Annotated in this window: 18 protein-coding genes, 1 tRNA gene and 1 pseudogene; 7 read left to right on the forward strand and 13 right to left on the reverse strand. The window is 68.4% G+C overall.

Annotated elements, in window-relative coordinates; translation table 11 throughout:
- The 5 genes and pseudogenes from J2850_RS31945 to J2850_RS29645 form a co-directional block, all read right to left on the reverse strand.
- Positions 1–95 (reverse strand): annotated as a pseudogene (locus J2850_RS31945) (branched-chain amino acid ABC transporter permease LivH); the annotation flags it as partial.
- Positions 96–496: 401 nt separating this feature from the next.
- Complete coding sequence (ilvC, locus tag J2850_RS29630) at positions 497–1,516, reverse strand: ketol-acid reductoisomerase (RefSeq protein WP_209990656.1); 1,020 nt, start codon at positions 1,514–1,516, stop codon at positions 497–499.
- Between the two features lie 185 nt (positions 1,517–1,701).
- The gene (gene ilvN / locus J2850_RS29635; protein WP_209990658.1) at positions 1,702–2,211 is read right to left on the reverse strand and encodes an acetolactate synthase small subunit; all 510 of its coding nucleotides are present in this window, start codon (positions 2,209–2,211) and stop codon (positions 1,702–1,704) included.
- A gap of 37 nt (positions 2,212–2,248) precedes the next feature.
- Positions 2,249–4,012 (reverse strand): acetolactate synthase 3 large subunit, encoded by a 1,764-nt coding sequence (locus J2850_RS29640; RefSeq protein WP_209990757.1) that lies wholly within the window; start codon positions 4,010–4,012, stop codon positions 2,249–2,251.
- Between the two features lie 362 nt (positions 4,013–4,374).
- Positions 4,375–5,145 carry a hypothetical protein gene (locus J2850_RS29645; RefSeq protein ID WP_209990661.1) on the reverse strand — a complete coding sequence of 257 codons (771 nt, stop codon included), beginning with the start codon at positions 5,143–5,145 and terminating at the stop codon, positions 4,375–4,377.
- Positions 5,146–5,363: 218 nt separating this feature from the next.
- Between J2850_RS29645 and J2850_RS29650 the strand changes: the two genes are divergently transcribed.
- Complete coding sequence (locus tag J2850_RS29650) at positions 5,364–6,320, forward strand: ROK family protein (protein ID WP_209990663.1); 957 nt, start codon at positions 5,364–5,366, stop codon at positions 6,318–6,320.
- Between the two features lie 83 nt (positions 6,321–6,403).
- Here the strand turns inward: J2850_RS29650 and J2850_RS29655 are convergent, their stop codons facing one another.
- From J2850_RS29655 to J2850_RS29675, 5 genes are all read right to left on the reverse strand, one after another.
- A complete protein-coding gene (locus tag J2850_RS29655) occupies positions 6,404–6,796 on the reverse strand; it encodes a hypothetical protein (RefSeq protein WP_209990666.1) in 393 nt (130 codons plus the stop codon).
- Between the two features lie 168 nt (positions 6,797–6,964).
- Positions 6,965–8,668, reverse strand: a complete 1,704-nt coding sequence (locus J2850_RS29660) for an ArnT family glycosyltransferase (protein ID WP_307354598.1) — start codon at positions 8,666–8,668, stop codon at positions 6,965–6,967.
- Complete coding sequence (locus tag J2850_RS29665; RefSeq protein WP_209990669.1) at positions 8,665–9,000, reverse strand: lipid-A-disaccharide synthase N-terminal domain-containing protein; 336 nt, start codon at positions 8,998–9,000, stop codon at positions 8,665–8,667. Before J2850_RS29665 ends, J2850_RS29660 begins: the two co-directional genes overlap by 4 nt.
- A 36-nt stretch (positions 9,001–9,036) precedes the next feature.
- A complete protein-coding gene (locus tag J2850_RS29670; RefSeq protein WP_209990672.1) occupies positions 9,037–9,798 on the reverse strand; it encodes a glycosyltransferase family 2 protein in 762 nt (253 codons plus the stop codon).
- A 219-nt stretch (positions 9,799–10,017) separates the two neighbouring features.
- Positions 10,018–11,625, reverse strand: a complete 1,608-nt coding sequence (locus J2850_RS29675) for a DegQ family serine endoprotease (protein WP_209990674.1) — start codon at positions 11,623–11,625, stop codon at positions 10,018–10,020.
- 405 nt (positions 11,626–12,030) lie between these two features.
- Between J2850_RS29675 and J2850_RS29680 the strand changes: the two genes are divergently transcribed.
- Positions 12,031–12,882, forward strand: a complete 852-nt coding sequence (locus tag J2850_RS29680) for a hypothetical protein (protein WP_209990677.1) — start codon at positions 12,031–12,033, stop codon at positions 12,880–12,882.
- A 155-nt stretch (positions 12,883–13,037) separates the two neighbouring features.
- Positions 13,038–13,123: transfer RNA gene (locus tag J2850_RS29685), tRNA-Tyr, on the forward strand.
- A 101-nt stretch (positions 13,124–13,224) separates the two neighbouring features.
- Here J2850_RS29685 and J2850_RS29690 read toward each other — a convergent pair.
- Positions 13,225–15,111 carry a PAS-domain containing protein gene (locus tag J2850_RS29690; protein WP_209990681.1) on the reverse strand — a complete coding sequence of 629 codons (1,887 nt, stop codon included), beginning with the start codon at positions 15,109–15,111 and terminating at the stop codon, positions 13,225–13,227.
- 257 nt (positions 15,112–15,368) lie between these two features.
- Between J2850_RS29690 and J2850_RS29695 the strand changes: the two genes are divergently transcribed.
- From J2850_RS29695 to J2850_RS29710, 4 genes are all read left to right on the forward strand, one after another.
- Entirely contained in the window at positions 15,369–15,794 is a 426-nt protein-coding gene (locus J2850_RS29695) for a YqaA family protein (RefSeq protein ID WP_209990684.1), read from the forward strand.
- 242 nt (positions 15,795–16,036) lie between these two features.
- Positions 16,037–17,512: a cytochrome c oxidase accessory protein CcoG gene (gene ccoG, locus J2850_RS29700; protein WP_246513753.1), complete on the forward strand. Its 1,476-nt coding sequence runs from the start codon at positions 16,037–16,039 to the stop codon at positions 17,510–17,512.
- Between the two features lie 323 nt (positions 17,513–17,835).
- Positions 17,836–18,393: a hypothetical protein gene (locus J2850_RS29705; protein WP_209990689.1), complete on the forward strand. Its 558-nt coding sequence runs from the start codon at positions 17,836–17,838 to the stop codon at positions 18,391–18,393.
- Positions 18,394–18,577: 184 nt separating this feature from the next.
- On the forward strand, positions 18,578–18,763 hold the full coding sequence (locus tag J2850_RS29710) for a hypothetical protein (RefSeq protein ID WP_209990692.1): 186 nt from the start codon (positions 18,578–18,580) through the stop codon (positions 18,761–18,763).
- 36 nt (positions 18,764–18,799) lie between these two features.
- On the opposite strand, the gene J2850_RS29715 is transcribed toward J2850_RS29710, so the two are convergent.
- Positions 18,800–19,990 (reverse strand): cytochrome-c peroxidase, encoded by a 1,191-nt coding sequence (locus tag J2850_RS29715; protein ID WP_246513754.1) that lies wholly within the window; start codon positions 19,988–19,990, stop codon positions 18,800–18,802.
- A 172-nt stretch (positions 19,991–20,162) separates the two neighbouring features.
- Positions 20,163–21,008, reverse strand: coding sequence for a uroporphyrinogen-III synthase (locus J2850_RS29720; protein ID WP_209990695.1), 846 nt, complete (start codon positions 21,006–21,008; stop codon positions 20,163–20,165).
- Between the last annotated feature and the right edge of the window lie 287 nt (positions 21,009–21,295).

The following is a 21,295-nucleotide window of genomic DNA, read 5'->3' on the forward strand; positions in this document are numbered from 1 at the left end:
ATGATGCCGTACACCATCGTGTAGCCGATCGCGATCAGACCGTAGATCGCTCCAAGCGAAAGGCCGTTGATCAATTGCTGTAGAAAATATTCCATGTCCTCACCCCACCTTCAGCGCGGCGCAAAGGCAGGGTGCGGCGGCACGGGCACACTCGGCACACCGATCACGCAACAGCAGCCCCCTGTCCGATACAGCCCGCCCGATCGCCAAACGGAATGCCGCATCATCCGGAATTCCGTCTATCCGCCTGACGGACCATGATTTTTCCTATTCTCGAACGCGGTCCCATGCCCGGCTAGGCCGAACGGGAGACCGTTCCCGTGACTTTTTCGGTAGTACCAGCCTGACGGATTTTTGCAAGACAGATTTGTGTTGCCCGCATGCGTACACCAACGTCCGCCATGGCGCCCACGCCGGCCGCCGACAGGCCAGCCAAGAAAAAAGCGCGCCCCCGGGATGGGGACGCGCTCTTTTACGAACCGGGAGATGGAACCGGTCAGTTCTTCGACTTGTCGACCAGGCGGCGCTCGGCGATCCAGGGCATCATGGCGCGCAGCTTCTCGCCGACCTTCTCGATCTCGTGCTCGGCGTTGCGGCGGCGGATTGCCTTGAAGGATGGCTGGCCGGCCTTGCACTCCAGCATCCAGTCGCGGACGAAGCGGCCTTCCTGGATGTCGGTCAGGACGCGCTTCATCTCGGCCTTGGTCTCGGCGGTGATGATGCGCGGCCCGGTGCGGTAGTCACCGTACTCGGCCGTGTTGGAGATCGAGTAGCGCATGTTGGCCATGCCGCCCTCGTACATCAGGTCGACGATCAGCTTCACTTCGTGCAGGCACTCGAAGTAGGCCATCTCGGGGGCGTAGCCCGCCTCGACCAGCGTCTCGTAGCCGGCGCGGATCAGCTCGGTCAGGCCGCCGCAGAGCACGGCCTGCTCGCCGAACAGGTCGGTCTCGCACTCTTCCTTGAAGGTGGTCTCGATGATGCCGGCGCGGCCGCCGCCGTTGGCCGAGGCGTAGGAGAGCGCGATGTCCAGCGCGTTGCCCGAGGCGTTCTGGTGCACCGCGACCAGCGACGGCACGCCGCCGCCACGCTGGTATTCGCTGCGCACGGTGTGGCCGGGACCCTTCGGCGCGATCATGAACACGTCGAGGTCGGCGCGCGGTTCGATCAGGTTGAAGTGGACGTTCAGGCCGTGCGCGAAGGCGAGGGCGGCGCCCTGCTTCATGTTCGGGGCCAGATCGTCACGGTACAGGTCGGCCTGCAGCTCGTCCGGGGTCAGAACCATCACGACGTCGGCCCAGGCGGCGGCTTCGGCCGGGGTCATGACCTGGAAGCCGGCGGTCTCGGCCTTCTTGATGGTGGCCGAACCGGGGCGGAGCGCGATCCGCACGTCCTTCACGCCGCTGTCACGCAGGTTGTGGGCGTGGGCATGGCCCTGGCTGCCGTAGCCGACGATGACGACCTTCTTGCCCTTGATCAGGTTGACGTCGGCATCACGATCGTAATAGACGCGCATGGAGATGGTTCCTTGAATTCGCAACGAACAAAGACAGAGTGCGTTTCCTGCGGCGGATTACTCCATTGAGCAAAGCCGCCCGTCAAGGGAAACAATCGCTCGACCGGGCGGCCGTACGCAGAGCTTCCTTACGTTTCCGCCGCCCCGATCTTGCACAGATTACCAAAGCCCGTTTCCGGACCGCTTCAAAAAGCCGTCGGCCCCTTCGACATGGCGACCACGCCGGTGCGGCTGGCCTCGACGAGGCCGAGCTGGCCCATCAGACCGACGAAATCGTCGACCTGCTCGGTGGTGCCGGTCAGCTCGAAGACGAAGCTGGTCAGGGTGGCGTCGACCACCTTGGCCTTGAAGATGTCGGCCAGCCGCAGCGCCTCGATCCGCTTGTCGCCGGTGCCGGCGACCTTGACCAGCGCCAGTTCGCGCTCGACCGCCGGGCCTTCGTCGGTCAGGTCGTGGACGCGGTGCACCGGCACCAGCCGGCCGAGCTGCGCCTTGATCTGCTCGATGATCATCCTGGTGCCGGAGGTGACCAGCGTGATGCGCGACAGGTGGTCGGCGTTGTTCACCTCCGCCACCGTCAGGCTCTCGATGTTGTAGCCCCGGCCGGAGAACAGCCCGATGACGCGGGCGAGCACGCCCGGCTCGTTGTCCACCAGCACGGCGATGGTGTGCTTCTCGATCATGTTCTGGTCCATGAGTCCCGGTTCCCCTTGCTCGTTCTTCCCCGGCCGGTCAGACCAGCACCATGCCGTCTTCCGGCGTGGCACTGGACGGGCTGTCGTCCGGACCGAACAGGATCTCGTTGTGGGCCTTGCCGCCCGGGATCATGGGGAAGCAGTTCTCCTTGGGATCGACGGCGATGTCGATGATGCAGGGGCGGTCGGTGACCGTCAGCATCTTCTCGATCACCTGGTCCACCTCGGCCACCGTGGTGGCGCGCAGGCCGACGCACCCCCAGGCCTCCGCCAGCTTGACGAAGTCCGGCAGCGCTTCGGAGTAGCTCTGGGAATAGCGCGAGCCGTGCAGCAGTTCCTGCCACTGGCGCACCATGCCCATGTACTGGTTGTTCAGGATGAAGATCTTGACCGGCGCGCGATACTGCACGGCGGTGCCGATCTCCTGCATGTTCATCAGGAAACTGGCCTCGCCGGACACGTCGACGACGATGGCGTCGGGGTGCGCGAGCTGGGCGCCGATGGCGGCCGGCAGGCCGTAGCCCATGGTGCCGAGCCCGCCCGAGGTCATCCAGCGGTTCGGCTGGTCGAAGGGCAGGAACTGGGCGGCCCACATCTGGTGCTGGCCGACCTCGGTGGTGATGTAATGGTCCTTGCCGCGCAGCGCCTCGCGCAGGCGCTCCAGCGCGTACTGCGGCTTGATGACCGATTCCGTGCGGTTGTAGTTCAGGCAGTTGCGGGCGCGCCAACCCTCGATCCTGCCCCACCACTCCTTCAGAGCGGCCTTGTCCGGCGACTTGGCGCGCGCCTTCCAGACGCGCAGCATGTCTTCCAGCACGGCGCCGCAGTCGCCGACGATCGGGATGTCGACCGCGACGTTCTTGTTGATCGAGCTGGGGTCGATGTCGACGTGGATCTTCTTGGACCCCGGCGAGAAGTCGGACAGCTTGCCGGTGACGCGGTCGTCGAAGCGGGCGCCGATGTTGATCATGACGTCGCATTCGTACATGGCGAGGTTCGCCTCGTACGTGCCGTGCATGCCGAGCATGCCGAGCCACTGGCTTTCAGACGCCGGGAAGGCGCCCAGGCCCATCAGGGTGGAGGTGATCGGGAAGCCGGTGGCCTTGACGAACTGGGTCAGCAGCTTTGCCGCGAAAGGACCGGCGTTGATCACGCCGCCGCCGGTGTAGAAGACCGGCCGCTTGGCGTTGGCGATCAGGTCCACCGCCTCCTCGATGCGGGCCATCTCCGCCTTCACCTGCGGACGATAGGTCTTGTGCTTGACCTCGGCAGGCGGGACGTAGGTGCCGTCGGCGAACTGCACGTCCTTCGGAATGTCGACCAGCACCGGGCCGGGCCGGCCGCTGCGCGCGACGAAGAAGGCCTCGTGCAGGGTGCGGGCCAGGTTGTCGACGTCCTTCACCAGGTAATTGTGCTTGGTGCAGGGGCGGGTGATGCCGGTGGTGTCGGCTTCCTGGAAGGCGTCGTTGCCGATCAGGTGGGTCGGCACCTGGCCCGACAGGCACACCAACGGGATGCTGTCGCACAGCGCATCCAGCAGGCCGGTCACCGCGTTGGTGGCGCCGGGGCCGGAGGTCACCAGCACGCAGCCGACCTTGCCGGTCGAGCGCGCGTAACCTTCGGCCGCGTGAACCGCGGCCTGCTCGTGGCGTACAAGGACATGCTTGAGGTCGTTTTGCTGGAACAGCGCGTCGTAGATGGGAAGTACGGCGCCGCCGGGATAGCCGAAGATGATGTCAACGCCCTGATCCTTCAGGGCCTTGATGACGATCTGGGCGCCGGTCAGCTTCTGTTCGGACATCGCTTGCGACCTTCTCATTTGGACGCCTCCTTGAGCCTCCTCAAGGGCGCCCGGTTCCTTGGACTGCATCCCGCCAGCCGCGTCGGCAGCGCCGCCGGAACAGGGTCCGGATCAACGGCTTAGCCCGATGGCTCAGGTTGGGAGCGGCAAATTAGTCAAATCTTCCGTCATAGGTCAACCCAAATCGCGAATGTTCGCAAAGGTTTTTTGCCGCAGTTTTTCCGTTTGTTGCGCGCAATTCGGAGAAGGCGCGACGTTCGGGCGGAAATGGCAAACGCCCCGCCGGCGGCTGCCGGCGGGGCGTTTGCATCACGAACGGATCGGGCCGACGGCGGCGTGCGCCCCGGCCCCGGCTTGGCGACTCAGCGGACCGCGACGTCCGCCTTCGACGGCACGGCGGCGACCTTCTGCTTCGGCTTCGCCGGCGCGGGGGCCTTCGCCGGCTTCGCAGTCGCCGGCTTGCCCGCCTTGGCCGACGCGACCTTGGCCGTCGAGGCGGCGGGTGCCTGGGCGACGGCGTAGGTGTCGGGAACGCTCACGACCTTCACGTCGCACAGCGGCTTGCTCGACATGTACATCAGGCCGGCACCCTTCTCGTCCGAGGTCAGGGTGCGCAGGTCCTCGGCGGTCAGATCCTTGGCGGCGGCCGAGCGGTCGACGAAGTTCGCGCAGTATTGCGGGATGCCGATGGTGGCGGCCCGGCGGCTGATCTCGTTGGCGAGCTCGGTGCGGTACATGTCGAAATTGCGGGTGGCGTTGCCGCCGGAGGTCCGCTTGTAATAGCCGATCATCGCCGCTTCCGAGTTGGAAAGCATGGCGCGGTTCTTGACCGAGAAATCCTGGTAGAGATCGAACGGCTTCTTGTCCGGCACCACCGTGCGGCAGGTCAGGCCGACCACCATCATCTCGGTGTGCATGCGGATGAGCTGCTCGGCCGCGTGCTCACTGCGGTTGTAGCAGGCCGGCGCCTGCGGGGCACTGGCCTTGGCCGGGCGCGCCTTGGCAGCGGGCTTCGCAGCCTCCTTGGCGACGGCCGATCCCGCCGTTGCCGGCAGGGCGAGCAACGCGCCGAGAACGGCGACGCCGGTGAGGGCTTGGAACGAAAGGCGAAGGGCAGCGCGCTGGCGACTCATCAGTGACTCCGGTGGCGCGGTGTGTCTGAACGGGAGGAGGCGACCTTCTACCCGAACGCCAAGGCCGGTCAACGGGAATTGCCCGATGCTTGCGATTTGTCCCATCACCGCGGCGCGGCTGCCACGGCGCCACCACCTTTGCGGTGCGGCGCATGGCTGGACGGCACACGGCCGGCGACGCTATGGATGGGCCACCATCGACGGACGGAATTCTCAGCATGGCGGGCACAGCGCCTGATTACGACGGCGGCCATCGGATCGGCATCGACCTCGGCGGCACGAAGACGGAAGGCATCCTGCTCGACCACCAGGGAAGACAGGTGGCGCGCCACCGGGTTCCCACGCCGCGCGGCGATTACGACGGCACCATCGCCACCATCCGCGCCCTGGTCGACCGGCTGGAGGGAGAGGCCGGCGGGCCGAGGGCAACGGTCGGCCTGGGGATTCCGGGGGCGATATCGCCGGCGACGGGACTGGTGAAGAACGCGAATTCGACCTGGCTGATCGGCCGGGACTTCCGCGGTGATCTCGCCGCGGCGCTCGGGCGTCCCGTGCGGATCGAGAACGACGCCAACTGCCTGGCGGTCTCGGAAGCGACCGACGGCGCCGGGGCCGGCTGCGGCGTCGTCTTCGCGGCGATCCTCGGCACCGGCTGCGGCGCCGGCATCGTCGCGCACGGCCGGGTGCTGGGCGGGCGCAACGCCATCGCCGGCGAATGGGGCCACAACCCGCTGCCCTGGCCGACCGATGCCGAGCGGCCCGGACCGGCCTGCTACTGCGGCAAGAACGGTTGCCTGGAAACTTACGTCTCGGGCCCGGCGGTGGCCGCCGACCACGCGGCCGTCACCGGCGAGCGGCTCGACGCCGCGGCGATCCTGAAGCGTGCGGCATCGGGTGGCGATCCCGCCTGCGCCGCCACCGCCGGACGGCTGGTCGACCGGCTGGGGCGCGGGCTGGCGGCGGTGGCCAACCTCCTGGATCCCGACGTGATCGTACTGGGCGGCGGCCTGTCGAATGCGGAGCTGCTCTATGCCCGCCTGCCCGACGCAATGGCGCGCTGGGCCTTCACCGACCGGCTCGACACGCCGGTGCGCCGCGCCCGCCATGGGGATTCCAGCGGCGTGCGCGGTGCAGCGTGGCTATGGCGCCCAGGGGAGGCCCCGGCAGCGTCCTGACAAAAGAGTACGGAGAGGGACGCCCGCAGTGAGCGGCGGAGCCGGCGGGCCGATTTCCGTCCGGCCCGCCGCCTTGCATGGGATCAGGGGCGCTGCACCGTGCGGGGGGCCGGCGGCGGATCGGCGCTGCGCGGCGGGGCGGCCATGCGCTTGGCCGCCGCGGGGTCGACTGCGGGCGGCGTCAGCGAATGGGTGTTGGAATAGTGGCGGGTCGTCTGCTTCACGTCGGTGCCGTACCGCTGCATGCCGGCACGGAACTCACCGTTCTTGCCGAGGGCCCCCCAGTGGGAGGGGGCGGGGCCGGGAACCGGCTGCGCCTGCTCCAGGTTGCGCAGGTAGGGACCGGTCGGCACCATCTCCTTGTAGACCCAGGGATCGTATTCCTGCTTCTGGGCGTGGGCCGGCGACGTCAACGCCATCACCGTCAGGGTGGCGACGGCGGACATGGTCAGAGCGGCGTGGGTAACGCGGGGCATAGAACAGGCGCCTTTCGTCCGGAACGGATCGGAAGGGACAGTCGAGCGGAAAGCGGCCGCGCCGTCCATTGCGCAGCCGCATTACCCATGCCTGCGCCGGCATCACCCGTGCGGGGCAGCCCGCCCCTCCCCGCCTGTCACCACCGGGCCGCCACCACTGGGCCGCCCTTATCGCGACGCCGCCAGCCGGTAGAGGGTCAGGTGCAGGCGCTTGCCGGTGTTGTAGTTGAACCCGGAGAAGTCCGTCAGCGCCAGCGGCGGCATCGTGCCGAGGCTGTCGAGGAACGCCGCCGTCTCGCGATCCTCCACCAGCGCCAAGCCGCAGGCCGGGCTTTCCCTGAGATGCGCGGCGGCTCCGGCGCCATGCACCAGCTTCGTCGGCGTGCCGAGCAGGAAGACCAGGCTCGGCTCCGAATAACCGGCGGAGGCGACGACGCTGTCCGGACAGGGTGCGCCCTGCGCCACCGCACGGGCCGCCTGCCGGCTGATCCAGACGCCGTCGATCCCCGGCAGCACGACCGCATAGGTCCCGGCATAGAGCATGGCCGCCGCCGCGACACCGGACGCCAGCCCGGTCCGCCGCTCCCCCCGCAGCACCGAGCGCAGCGCGAGGGCGAAGAGGCCGCCCACCGCCGGCACCATGGCCGCTCCCAACGGATCGATCCGCCGGTCGACCAGCCACGGGATCACCGCGACCGCCAGGACCAGCGCGCCGAACCCGAGGCTGCCGAGCACCGCGGCGGCGACCGCCAGCCAGCGGCGCGGCCGCTCGCGGCTGCGGTCGAAGGCGCCGAGCAGCGCTGCCGCGGCAAGGGCGGCGATGGCCGGGAAGACCGGCAGGGTGTAGTGGAGCAGCTTGGTCGGGACCGCCTCGAACACCAGCCAGCTCGGCACGATCCAGGCGATGCTGAAGCGCACGGCATCCAGCCGGCGCCGCGCCCAGGCCCAGGGAACGGCGAGCAGCGCCAGGAAGGACCAGGGGGCGAAGGTGACCCAGAAGGTGCCGAGATAGTAGCCGGGCGGCAGTCCCTTGCCCTCCTGCCCACCCGACACCTTGCCCAGCATGTCGTGGCCGACGGACTCGGCGAAGAAGGCGCCCTTGCTCTTGATGGCGATGGCGATCAGCCAGGGGGCGGCGATGGCGACGACGATGCTGATGCCCGCCAGCGGCTTCAGCCGCTTCAGCCACCCCGCCTCGCGGTCCCACAGCGCCAGCACCAGCGCCGTGCTGCCGGAGACCAGCAGGACCATCGGCCCCTTCACCAGCACGCCGACGCCGGCGGCGATCCAGAACACCAGCGGCGGCCCCCAGGCCGCCCGGCCGGCCGGGGCCGGCTGGCGCCGGGTCAGGTAGAGATGCGCCAGCGCCCCCTGCCCGATCACCACGGTGGCGAGCAGGACCGCGTCGGTCTTCGCCATGCGTGCCTCGACCCCGAGGACGACGCAGGACGCCAGCATCAGCCCGGCGATGAAGCCGGCCGGGCCGCCGAACAGCCGCGCCGCCGCCCAGGCAGTGGCGAGGACAGCGAGAATGGCGCCGAGGACCGACGGGATGCGGTAGGTCCAGATCACCTTTCCGGTTCCCGCCGGCACGCCGCGGAGCGCGTCGGTGGCGGCCGTGGCGGCGCTCTGAAGCCAGTAGATGCCGACCGGCTTTTTATAGCGCGTCTCGTCCTGGAAGCGGATGTCGACGAAGTTGCCGCTGTCCAGCATCTGCGACGAAGCCTGGGCGAAGCGGGATTCGTCGCGGTCGAAGGGCGGCAGGACGGTGAAGCCCGGCAGGAACAGGACGGCGGCGATCAGCGCCAGCAGTGCATAGGCCCAGACCGGCAGGCGGCCGCCCGGCAGGTCCGCGGAGACGGGCAAGGTCACGATTTGCTCGGCACCGCGTCGCCCTGTCCCAGCGACTTCTTGTGGGTCCAGACGAAATAGACGTTGCGGGCATAGATCACCAGACCCATCCCCTGCCCCAGCATGAAGACCGGATCGAAGCGGTAGAAGGCGTAGGCAAACAGCAGGGCGCCGCCGGCCAGCGAGAAATACCAGAAGACCTCCGGCACCACACTGCGGCGCGCCTTCTCGCTGGCGATCCACTGCAGCACGAAGCGCATGGTGAACATGAGCTGGGCGAAGAAGCCGATGCCGACCCAGACCAGGTCGGTGGTGCTTTGGCCCTGGAACCACGCTGCGGCGCGCTCAAGCATAGGATGATCCTGTCCCGTAGGGGTCGTGTGGTGCGGTCAGAGCCGTTCGGAAACCGGCGACATCTTGGTCCGCCGTTTCAGCCAGTAGACGCCGAGCAGATCGACCACGCCGATCAGGCCGCGCCGCCAGTTGTTGTATTTGGACACGCCGCGTTCGCGCGGGCGATGGTTCACCGGCACATACGCCACCGGGTGGCCATGGGCGCGGAAGAGCGCCGGCAGGAAGCGGTGCATCGCCCCGAAGAAGGGGAGGTCGAGGAAGGCGTCGCGCCGGAACAGCTTCAGGCCGCAGCCGCTGTCGGTGCAGCCGTCCTGAAGGAAGGACTGGCGGACGGCGTTGGCGACCTTCGATGCCCAGCGCTTGGACAGGCTGTCCTGCCGCTTGCGGCGAATGCCGCCGACCAGGACCGGGGACCCGGCCCGGCCCGCGGAGACCAGCGCGAACAGCGCCGGGATGTCGGCCGGATCGTTCTGGCCGTCGCCGTCCAGCGTCACCACGAACTCGCCGCGCGCCGCCTTGACCCCGCTGCGCACGGCCGCGCTCTGGCCGGAACGCCGGTCATGGCGCAGCAGGCGCAGGCGGCCGGCCGCCACCACGGGGGCAAGGCGCGCCTGGGTGTCGTCCTCGGACTCGTCGTCGACGAAGATGATCTCGTGGCCACCGACCGCCGCCAGCGCCCGCTCGATCTCCTCGAGCAGCGGCAGCACGTTCTCGGCCTCGTTGAAAACGGGGACAACGACCGACAGCCGCACCGGCTGGCCGCTCTCCGGATAGATGCTCACGGTTTGCCATCCCATTCACCAAACGGGCGGCAAATTACTCTCGCGGCGCGGCGAACGGTAGCGGAAAAGGATGGGACCGGAGCGGGGACTTTCCCCACCCCGGCGGCAGCCTCGCGGACCACGCCGGCCGCGGGATGCACATCCCGCCGGAAGCGGACGGGCGGAGACTCCCGGTGGGCGCCGCGGCCCGGCCGGAACTCCCCGCCCGCCTGCCGGACCGGGACGGTCCCGGACTCAGCCCTTGCGGCCGTCGAGCGGCAGCGGGACGTAGCGCAGGTCGCCGCCGCGGCTGACCAGCATCAGCAGGGTCTTGCGGCCGGCCTCGCGCGCCTTGGCGATGCGGCTGTCGAGGTCGGCGGGGGTCGCCACCGGCTCCTGCCCGGCCTCGACGATCACGTCGCCGAGATCGAGGCCACGGTCGGAGGCGGCGCTGTCGCTGTCGACCTCGGTGACCACCAGCCCCTCGATGTCGGCGGCGATCGAGAAGGTTTCGCGCAGGCCGGGGGTGAGCGGCGCGATCTTGAGGCCGAGGGCGGTGCGGGTTTCCTCCGGCTGCGCCGAACGGGGAGCCCCGCTCGACCCGGCCATCGCGACCTGCTGCGGCTCGTCGCGCAGTTCGCCCAGCGTCACCTGCATCGACCGGGTCTCCCCGCCGCGCAGGATGGTGACCGGAACGGCGCTCCCGATCCCCGACGAGGCCACGAGGCGCGGCAGCTCGCGCATCTGCGTCAGCGGCTTGCCGTTGAAGCCGGTGATGACGTCGCCCTGCCGCAGGCCGGCCTCGGCGGCCGGGCTGCCGGGCGAGACGCTGGTGACCAGGGCGCCGCCCCCGCCGTTCCCGGCCTCGGCGTCCATGCCCAGGCTTTCGGCGATGTCCGGCGTGATCCGCTGGACCTGGACGCCCAGCCAGCCGCGCCGCACCTTGCCGCTGTCCTTCAACTGCTCGACGATCGGCCGCGCCAGCGACGACGGGATGGCGAAGCCGATGCCGACGGAGCCGCCGGTCGGAGAATAGATCGCGGTGTTGATGCCGATCACCGCCCCCGAGGCATCGTAGAGCGGGCCGCCGGAGTTGCCGCGGTTGATGGCGGCATCGGTCTGCAGGTACTCGTCATAGGGGCCCTGCTGGATGTCGCGGGCGCGCGCCGACAGGATGCCTGCGGTCACCGACCCGCCGAGACCGAAGGGATTGCCGATCGCCACCACCCAGTCGCCGACCTCCACCGTGCCGCTGTCGCCCCAATGGGCGGCCGTCAGCGGCTTGTCGCTCTCCACCTTCAGCAGCGCGAGGTCGGTCGGCGCGTCGGCCCCGACCAGTTTGGCCGGCAGCTTCCTGCCGTCATGAAGGGTTACGGAGATCTCGGCCGCGTCGGCGACGACGTGGTTGTTGGTGACGATCAGTCCCGTGGGATCGATGATGAAGCCGGAGCCCAGCGCCATGCTGGGGCCACCGCCCTGCGGACCCTGCCCATCCTCCTCCGGGCTGCTCCCACCGCCGCGCTGGCGGTTGCGGAACTCACGGAAGAACTCCTCCAGCGGCGAGCCGGGAGGCGTTTCCAACCCTTCCGGCGAACGGCCTCCACCCGGCGAGGCACCCTGCGGCGCCTGGGTGCTGGAGATGTTGACCACCGTGTCGATCTGCGTCCGGGCAAGGTCGCGGAAGGACGGCGGCGAGTAGGTCCGGCTGGCGTTGGGCGCCGCGGACGCGTCCTGTGCGGCGGCCGTCCCGGCCGCCAGCATCGGCAGCGGCAGCAGGGCGGCCCCCGTCAACAGCGCGGACAGCGCGGCCGCGGGAAGGCGTCGGGTGGAGGAAGGCGAATGCGGCGCGGGCGCATGCGGCATGGACGGTCTCCGCCGATACTGTTTGGGACCAGAGGCGGCCGGTTTGACGGGCCGGCCGGACCCATTTCTGTTGGCAAAACGCATCACCCCCTGCCCGGGGTCCATCGCGTTTTTGAAAAGATCCGCAAGGCGGCATTTTTTAAAACAGCCGGCCCTTTGCAAACCCTCAACCAGACGTGGCGATCCGCCGGTAGCGGCCGGCACAAAATCACGGCCCCGTGCAAAGTTATGCTGGCATTTTTGAGAAGAGTTTCCGATATTCGTCCATACTGAAAACATCGCCCGCCAGCGTGAAGCCCGATGCAGCCGACGCACGCGCCCGCGTGGTCCCGCGTTGGAAAGCTGCGGTCCGGGTGGACATGCTGACGAATGACTGAAAATTCACTTTGGCAACCGAGCGACATAATGAACTCAGAAACCGGGAGCGAACCGGAGTCTCCCAAGAAGCGTGGGCGCATTCCGCAGTCGGCATGGCCCCAAATTCTTGATCGTTACCGCAGCGGCGCGACGCTGTCGGCCATCGCGCGCGAGTTTGAATGCACGCCCAGCGCGATCTCCTACATCATCAAGAAGGCAGAGGCGGCAAGCGGCCAGGGTGAATTGAAAGTCGGCGACGCCGATGCCGCCGGTGACGCCGAGGCGGCCCCGGCCCCCGCTCCGGTAGCCGAGGCGGCCCACGAGGCGCCGGCACCGGAAAGCGCCCCCGCGGCGGACGCTCCCGCCGCGGCCCCGGCTTCGGGTTCGGGTTCGGCCGATGCCACCCGCCGCGAGGGACGGCCCATCGGCCGCACCGCGCGCACGACACTGACCCGCGCGTCGCGGACGGAACCGGCGGCCGATGCCGCTCCGGCCGCCGAAACCCCCGCTCCCGCGGCGGCGCCGAGCGAAACCCTGCGCCTGAGCCGCCCGGAACCCGCCCCGGTTCCCGTCGCGACCCCGGCTCCCGCTCCCGCCGTCACCGCTGCGGCTCCGGCCGGCACGGACGCCGCGGCACCTCGCGCCGCCGGTCAGCCGACGCCGCCGGTGGATGCCGTGGAAGGTCGTCTGCGCGACACCGCCAAGGCCTGCATCTCCGCCTACCGCAATTGGCGCCAGCAGCCGAGCGAAGGCACGATCCAGTCCTTGTCCGATACCGTGCATGAGCTGCGCAAGGCTCTGGCGCGGGTCGAGATCGACATGTCGGCCAGCCGGCGCGAGGAGCAGGCGATCCGCCCGATCCCGATCCCGGCACACCGCACATCGCGCCGGCCTAACTGACCGGGTTTCGAGCGTCCGCGAGCGACGTCGATTTGAAAAACCTCCGCCCCGCTCCCGGGGCGGAGGTTTTTTTTGGACGTTCGAAGCTTAAGCCCAGCCGTTCACAAAAGGGCTTGACGCCCCCCGGGCGAGCGGCTACTCCTCTGCGCCCCGGCGGAAGGGTGGCCGAGTGGTTAAAGGCAGCAGACTGTAAATCTGCCCGCGTACGCGTACGCTGGTTCGAATCCAGCCCCTTCCACCATACCGGGTCCAATCGACGGGACCCGTCGCGCCGGCCGGCGATCAGGGCCGGTTGCCCCCCGATACAGACCATGCGGAACGGTGCGCCGATCGGTCCGGCCGCTACAGCGGTGGCGGCTCCGACGGAGTGACCCTGGGAAAGCGCAGGATGAAGGCCGTTCCTGCACCGTCCGTGCTGTCGAGGCGCAGACGCCCGCGCAGGTTGCGTGTCACCAGCGTATAGACGATGCTGAGCCCCAGCCCGCTGCCGCCACGCTCCCGGCTGGTGGTGAAGAAGGGCTCGAAGACCCGCCCCTGCACATCGGCCGGAATGCCGCGGCCATCGTCGGCATAGACCAGCTCCACCTCGGCGCCCACCAGCGTGACGTCGATGTCGAGATGCCCGCGCTCGCCCGGAGCGTAGCCGTGCAGGATCGAGTTGAGGACGAAGTTGGTCAGGATCTGACCCAGGGCACCGGGATAGCTGTCCAGCATCAAGCCTTCCGGACAGTGGACGGTAACGGCATGGCCGCTGCGGCGGATGCGCATGCCGATGCTGTGCAGCACCTCGTGGATGTAGTGGCCGAGGTCGAAAACGCGGCGTTCTTCGCTCGACTGGTCGACCGCGACTTGTTTGAAACTCTGGATCAGGCGGGTGGCCCGTTCGATGTTGAAAAGCATCAATTGCGTCGCCTCGTCGGCGACGTCGATGAAGTCGGCGAAGTCACCCCGCCGCAGGGCACCGTCCTGGTAGAGACGGCGCAGGGTGCGCGTCTTCTCGGCCAACAGCGAGGCACCCGTCAAGGCGATGCCGACCGGCGTGTTGATCTCGTGCGTCACCCCGGCAACCAGCGATCCCAGCGCGGCCATCTTCTCCGCCTGGATGAGCTGGACCTGCGCCTCCTTCAGGTCCTGAAGGGCCTGCTCGGCCTCCTCCTTGGCCGCGCGGACGGCTTCGGCGGCACGGACGCTTTCGGTGACGTCGGTATGGGAGCCGACGATGCGGAACGGCCGGCCGTCGCCGCCGGGCACCGAGATGGAGCGGGTCTCCAGATACACCGTCCCGCCCGCCCGGTGGCGGAACCGCTGCAGCAGGCGGCTCTCGGTCCGGCGCCCCGCCGCCACCTCCTCCATCATGGCAAGCGCTTCGCTGCGGTCGTCGGGGTGGATCAGCGTCTCCCAGCGGCGCCGGCTGTTGTCCGCCTCCCCGTCGCCATAGCCCAGCAGCCCCCACCATTGCGGCGAGAACCACACCTCCCCGGTGCGCAGGTCCCACTGGGAGATGCCCTCGCGGGCCGCCCGGATCGCCAGCTCGAACAGTTCGCGGCTGGCGGCCAGTTCGCGCTCCGCCTGCTTGCGCTGGGTGATGTCGGTGTAGGTGGTGACGAACCCGCCGTCCGGCAGCGGCAGGGTCACCGTCTCGATGACGGCGCCGTCGGGCCGGACCCGCTCGTTGTAGAAGGGCCAGGAGGCCTTGCGGATGTAGTCGAGCCGTTGTGCCACCAGCTCTTCGACATCGCCGGCGCCGTAGCCGCCCTGCCGGGCGATGTGTCGGACCACCGCTTCATAAGGCTGGCCATGGCGCGGGAAAGCCGGGTCGATGGAAAGGAGCTCGAGCACGCGGCGGTTCCAGGCCACCAGCCGCAAGTCGCGGTCGAAGGCCATCACCCCCTGGCTGAGGCAGTCGAGGACGAGACTCGTCCTCGCCCAGGGGCCATCCGCTTCGGCCGCGGGCACGGATGCCGGGGCGGCCGGACACTCGACTGCCGTCAGCAGGCGTTCGTCGGCGGTTCCGTCGCCGAGAGCGAGCGTCAGTGCCGCCCGGCCGGACGGCTCCCAGGTCACCGGACCCCCGCGGCGCAGCGCGGCAAGCCCCGCTTCGCCGAGCGCCCCGATCAGCAGGCCGGCGAGAGTCGCATCGGCGGGAGAACCGAAGCTGGCGGAGAATGCCGCGTTGGCCCACACCAGACGGTCGTCGGCATCGAAGCGGGCGAATCCGGTAGCTCCCATGCGCCTGGAGTCCTCCCGAGGATCGGGCCGGCGGGCGTGGATGGGAAACACCCGTATCCTCCGGCACCTTTGGCGACCTTCCGCCCCATTCTTGTCTCTTGCCGTTTTCCGGGCAAGCGCCATTGCGCGGGGGTCCGGGCCGGTCCGTCGGCTCAAGCGCCCTCCAAGCACCCTTGAATTCGCCCGCCCGCACCGCCTAATCCTGCGCCGACGGCTTACCAAGCAGCCAAGGCATTGGCGGGAAAGGGACTTGCAGGATGTCCGATGTCACGGCCTATGGGAGCCTGTTCCTGGTGGCGCTCGCAGCCGCAACGATTTTCCCGGCACAGTCGGAGATCCTGCTGGCCGGCCTGCACGCATCCGGGAATTACGACGACGCCATGCTGATCCTCGCGGCGACGGCCGGCAACGTCGCCGGTTCCACGGTCAATTGGGCGCTCGGCCGCTACCTGATGCATTTCCAGGACCGTCGCTGGTTCCCGGTGCCCCGCCGTCTGGTCGAGCGGGCGACCGGCTGGTACCAGCGCTTCGGCGTCTGGTCGCTGCTGCTGGCATGGGTGCCGGTGATCGGCGATCCGCTGACGCTCGTCGCCGGCATTCTGCGCGTCGATCTGCGCCTGTTCCTGCTGCTCGTGACGATCGGAAAGGCTGCACGGTACGTATTGCTGATCGTCGCCATTTAATACTGCTTGTTTTGAAAATAATATGTGTGCTTACGCAGGTGAAGGCAAAACAATTTTCTTGTCTGCGAACAGGAGGAGGCAGTAATAACCAGCCCGGTAGGCGCACCCTTCGCACCCGCGAAAAGCCTTAGTAATTCGATGGCTTTTCAAAATACGGATGTTTTTGACCGAGGTCAAAGGCCGTGCTGTGCAGGTCGATTATGCTCCGCACCAATGTGGAACCGGAACCCAGGCGCATCGACATGCCAGACGGAAGCATCGTTCAGCCGGAAGCCGCCAAACCGGCCAAGCTCCAGCTTTTCGAAACCCAGAAGAAGATCCATCCGAAGGCGGTCAAGGGCCTTTATCGCCGCCTGAAAACCATCACCTTTTCGGTTCTGCTGGCGCTGTTCTTCATCGCCCCCTGGATCCGGTGGGAACGCGGTCCCGATGCGCCGGCCCAGGCGGTGCTGTTCGATCTGACCACCCCGCGCTTCTTCCTGTTCTGGATCGAGATCTGGCCGCAGGAGATCTATTACCTCACCGGCATCCTGATCGTCGCAGCTCTGGGGCTGTTCCTGGCGACGGCCCTGGCCGGTCGCGTCTGGTGCGGTTTCGCCTGTCCCCACACGGTGTGGACCGACCTGTTCGTCTGGATCGAGCGGACCTTCGAGGGCGACCGGGCGGAGCGCATCCGCCTCGACAAGCAGCCCTGGACCGCGCGCAAGATCCTGCGCAAGGCCGGCAAGCATGCCGGTTGGATGGCGCTCAGCCTCGTCACCGGCTTCGGCTTCCTGGCTTACTTCACCGATGCGCCCACCCTGCTGCGCGATCTGGTCACCTTCGAGGCCAGCTACGAAGCGGTGAGCTTCTTCGCCATCTTCGCCGGCATGACCTACATCATGGCCGGCTGGACCCGCGAGCAGATGTGCATGTACATGTGCCCGTGGCCGCGCATCCAGAGCGCCATGCTCGACGAACATTCGCTGGTCGTCACCTATCAGGCCGACCGCGGCAACAACCGTGGCCCCAAGCGCAAGTCGCAGAGCTGGGACGAGCGCCGCGCCCAAGGGTTCGGCGACTGCATCGACTGCGGCCAGTGCGTTCAGGTCTGCCCGATGGGCATCGACGTGCGCACCGGCGAACAGGCCGACTGCATCAACTGCGGCCTGTGCGTCGACGCCTGCGACAGCATCATGATCCAGCAGGGCCTGCCGACCCGTCTCATTGCCTTCGACTCGCTCGCGGCCCAGGACACCCGCGCCGCCGGCAGCACCTACAACTGGCGCCTGATCCGTCCGCGCGTGATCGTCTACGCCCTGCTGATGCTGGTCATCGGCGGCGCCATGGCCTGGAGCTTCGCCCTGCGGCCCAGCCTGAACATCACGATCCTGCGCGACCGCGCCCCGCTGTTCGTGACGCTGTCGGATGGCTCGATCCGCAACGCCTACACCTTCAAGGTCGCCAACAAGACCCGGCAAAACCGCGCCTACACCCTCAGCGTCGACGGCATCGCCGGTGCCGAGATCAAGGTGATCGGCGAGGCGGAGGATGAAGGCTCGGCCCACACCGCCGCCCTGTCGGCCGACGCGGACAGCGTGGCGACCTACCGCGTCTATGTGACCGCCCCCCGCTCCGCGGTAACGGCCGCCTCCCTGCCGCTGACCTTCCGGCTGGCCGATACGGCCAACGCCGACAAGGACAGCCGCGACAGCGTCTTCATGGGACCGGCGAACTAAGGGAAGGCCGTCGCGACAACCTCCGGGAGCCCCCGCCCGGACGGCCCGCTGGCTAGGGCAGTTCGGGGACGGGGCCGGGAGCCGGGCTTCCGTCGCCTTGCCGCCCGCCGCCTAGCCGCCGCCCTTCGCGGCCCTGGACGCAGACGGCCGCCGGTTCGGCCTACCGCCTTCCGCACCTGCACGCAAAGGGAGACCATCCGCATGGACAGTTTGCGGATGGGGACTTGCCACTCACCTGACTCCCGAACGAGGAACGGGCAGCCGGAAGGCCAAGCAGGACTTCCGCACCCGCGCGCTCCAGCCGGTAGAGAGGTGAGCGAGCCATGCTTTTCGATTTCGAACCGTCGGGCATCAACGACACCTATCTGCGCCTGACCCGCAACGGCCTGTCCTGCATCGTCGCGCCCGCCGGGGTGTGGAACGGGCTGCTGCGCGTCAACTACATCGTCGCCGGCGCTCCCGGCGGCAGCGAACCCCACATGGTCTTCCGCAGCCTGGACGTCGGATGGGACGACGGCCGCTTCTGCTGGAAAGGGCGCGCCGCCCCGGTGATGACCGGCTCGGCGATGGTCGACATCCTGCTGGACCGCGGCCTGGTCACCGAAGCGGAGGCCGAGCGGCTGCTCTTCGGCATCAACACCCCGGCCGCCGGCGCCTCGTCGGACGAAGCGCTGATGATCCGGGCGATGCTCAGCGGCTGCAGCTTCACCCCGGTCTACGAAAATCAGCCCCTCGGCGGCCAGCCGCCGGTCGTCGTCGGCTTTGCCCTGCGCACCCTGTCCGATCCGGGGGCCTACATGCTGGAGGCGAAGGGCGGGATGCCGGTCCTCGACGGCGACGCGCGCGACGCGCTGCGGCGGCAGGTCGGCGCCGTCCTGTAGCGCGGCGCGCCCTCCTTCTTTGGTCGCAAACGGGCTGCAACGGAGCCCTATCCACGACCTATGGTATATAAATTAAACCTTCGGGCGATGGAAACTGTCACAGAGTAGGGACATTCTTATTGCACCCGCTCACAGGAGCAAAGACCACCGACTTCGATCTTCCGCGCGAGAGAGCCGCCCCGCCATGACTGCCAGACTGTCCAGTGCCAGACTGTCCGAACGCTGCACCTCCCTGTTCGGCCGCGCCCGTGCCGCATGGCTGGCACAACCGCTTGCCCGGCGGTTGGCGGCACGGAAAGCCGGCGGGCGCAACCGGCTGTCGATGGAGTTGCTGGACCTGGAGCTGTTCCGGGTCGACATCGGCGGATAGCCCCCACGCTGGCCAGCATGTTGCCGACGGACGGCGCTATTGGCCCAGCAGAGGCTCGTAGCGCTTGTCGGTCAAGGTCTTCATGAAGGCGACCAGCGCCTTGACGCGGCGGGTGTCCAGCGCCGGCGCGGATTCCAGTTCCTTGGTCGACAGGTTCGCGGCGATTTCGGGCGGCCCCCACGGCTTGCCGGTTTCCAGGTTGATCGCCGCCTTTTCGGTCCTGTTGTTGTAATGGTCGTAGAAGCGGACGACCGTCTCCAGATCCTTGAACACGCCGTTGTGCATGTAAGGGCCGGTCACGGCGACGTTGCGCAGGGTCGGCGTCTTGAATTTGCCCTCGAAACGGGCCTCGGTCGCCGCCGGATTGTCGCGCAGGCCGCGGTCGACGAATCCCGGCTTGCCGGACGCGGCGCGCAGGGACGGGTTCGCCGGGACGCCGATGTTGTGGTGTTCGTAATTGCTGAAGGTTTCGCCCTCCGCCGCCGGCATCGCCTTCAGCTTGTGGCACTGGTTGCAATTGGTGAACTGGGTCGAGAAGAACAGGGTCATGCCCAGATCCTCCTCCGCCGTCATTTTGTAGTCTCCACGCAAATACCGGTCGTACTTCGAATCGAAGGGCGAAAACAGGTCGGTCCGCTCGAAGGCGGCCAAGCTGTCGGTCATCGCGTCGAAGGCGCGCCCGGCATCGTCCAGCACGCCGGCGCCATAGAGCGCAACGAAGGCCCTCGCGTAATCCGGGTTCTCGGCCAGACGCTCGCGCACCTGCTCCTTGGAGGCCATGCCCATCTCGGCAGGGTTCAGCGGCGGACCGCCGGCCTGCTCCTGCAGGGTGGCGGCCCGGCCATCCAGGAACTGGCCGCCGACCGGCTTTCCGTCGGCCCTGACATGGAAGGCCGGGGCGAACTTCGCGTAGCTGGCGGTCGGTGCGTTGCGGTCGCCCACCGACGTCCCATTGTCGCCGACCGAAGCCGCACCGCCGGCTCCGCCGGTGCGGGGATCGGCGAAGCCGAAGGACGGGTTGTGGCAATCGGCGCAGGACTGGCTCCGCCGTGCCGACAGGTTGGAGTCGGAAAACAGCGCCTCCCCCAGCTTCTCCTTCGTCGCCAGCCCGTCGGCTGCGGCGCCGGCCGGCAGTCCGGCGATGGACAGCAGGGCAAGGGTGGTCAACGGAACGGCGGCCATGGCGATGGCCATGGCACGGGTGGCGGTTGGGCGGATGGCGGGCATGACGACGCTCCTGGCAGCGGCCGGCCGAAGAATGGCGGATATCCGGGACGGGCATCCGGGAGGGCCGGCGCCTCACTCTGTGCGTCGAAGGTTAACCAGTAATGAGAATCACTATCAACCCGGTGGGACGAAAGGTCGCTGCGCTCCCCGGCGCCACCTCCTGCGGCCGGGATCAGGCCCGGCCGGAGCCATCTCCTTCGGTCAGCAGCCGCCGGATGGCATTGACCAGCGGCTTCATATGGAAGGTCGAGTCCGGCGATACGGCGACGGTGCCGCCGGCGGCAACGACCGCATCGGCCACCACGGGGCCGACGGCGGCGATGCGCGTCCTGGCAAACCCCTCACGGAAGGCGTCGGCAAGGCCGCAGGCCTCGGCCACCTCCTGCAGGCGCCGCACCTGCGGGGAAGCGGTGAAGGCGACGAAATCAATGCGGCCGGCCGCCATGTCACGGATCGCCGCCTCGACGGACCCGGTCTCCGAATCGTTGGCGTAGCGATAGGGCGTGACCGCCCACGGCGTGCCGCCACGCGTCCGCACCGCCTCCAGCAGCGGCTCGTTCGGGTTCCCGGGATAGAGCTGCACGCCGACCCGGCGCCCGGTCAGATCCTCATCCGCCAGGGCGGCGATCACGCCGTCGGTGGTCGGTGCCGGTGCCGATTTGAAGGGCGCGCAGCCGATCTCCCGCAGGGCCTTCACCGGCTTCGGTCCGCGGACGAAGACCCGCGTCCGCCCGATGGCCGCGATCACGTCGGCCTCGCGCTCCATGCCGCGGGCGACCGTCATCAGGCGGCGCAGCCCTTCGCCGGTCAGCAGGATGATGTCGTCGAAGCCGCCGGCAAGCAGCCGGTCCAGCCAGTCCCGCGCCGGCGACGGATCGTCCAGGTCGAGGATCTTGACCATCGGGCAGCGGATCGTCTCAGCACCATGCTGCTCCATCATGCCGGCGAAGAGGTCGAGGTCCCGGCTTTCCGGCACCAGTATCCGCTTCCCTGCCAGATCGCCGCCCTGTGAGGCCATGTCCCCCGCTCCCCGATTGCGCCTGCCCGAGGTCGCCAGACTAGCAGCAGGCGGCGGGCACGGCCACAAGGCGTGGCGGCTGGCGGAAGAACCCTCGTCCATGCAGGGCGGGGGCCCAGAGGCCGGCGGAGCGCCGCCGGCTTCGAACGTCCGGGTCATGCCGCAAGCGACCCCATTCGCACCGGCCCGGCAAAAAGTCAGGCAGTGGACAATTTGCCCATCCCGAAATCCGCCTGCAGCGGAACGATGGACAGTCTGTCCGGTCGTCTTGTTCCAACCCATTGATC

Source organism: Azospirillum picis, assembly GCF_017876115.1.
Lineage (GTDB): Bacteria > Pseudomonadota > Alphaproteobacteria > Azospirillales > Azospirillaceae > Azospirillum > Azospirillum picis.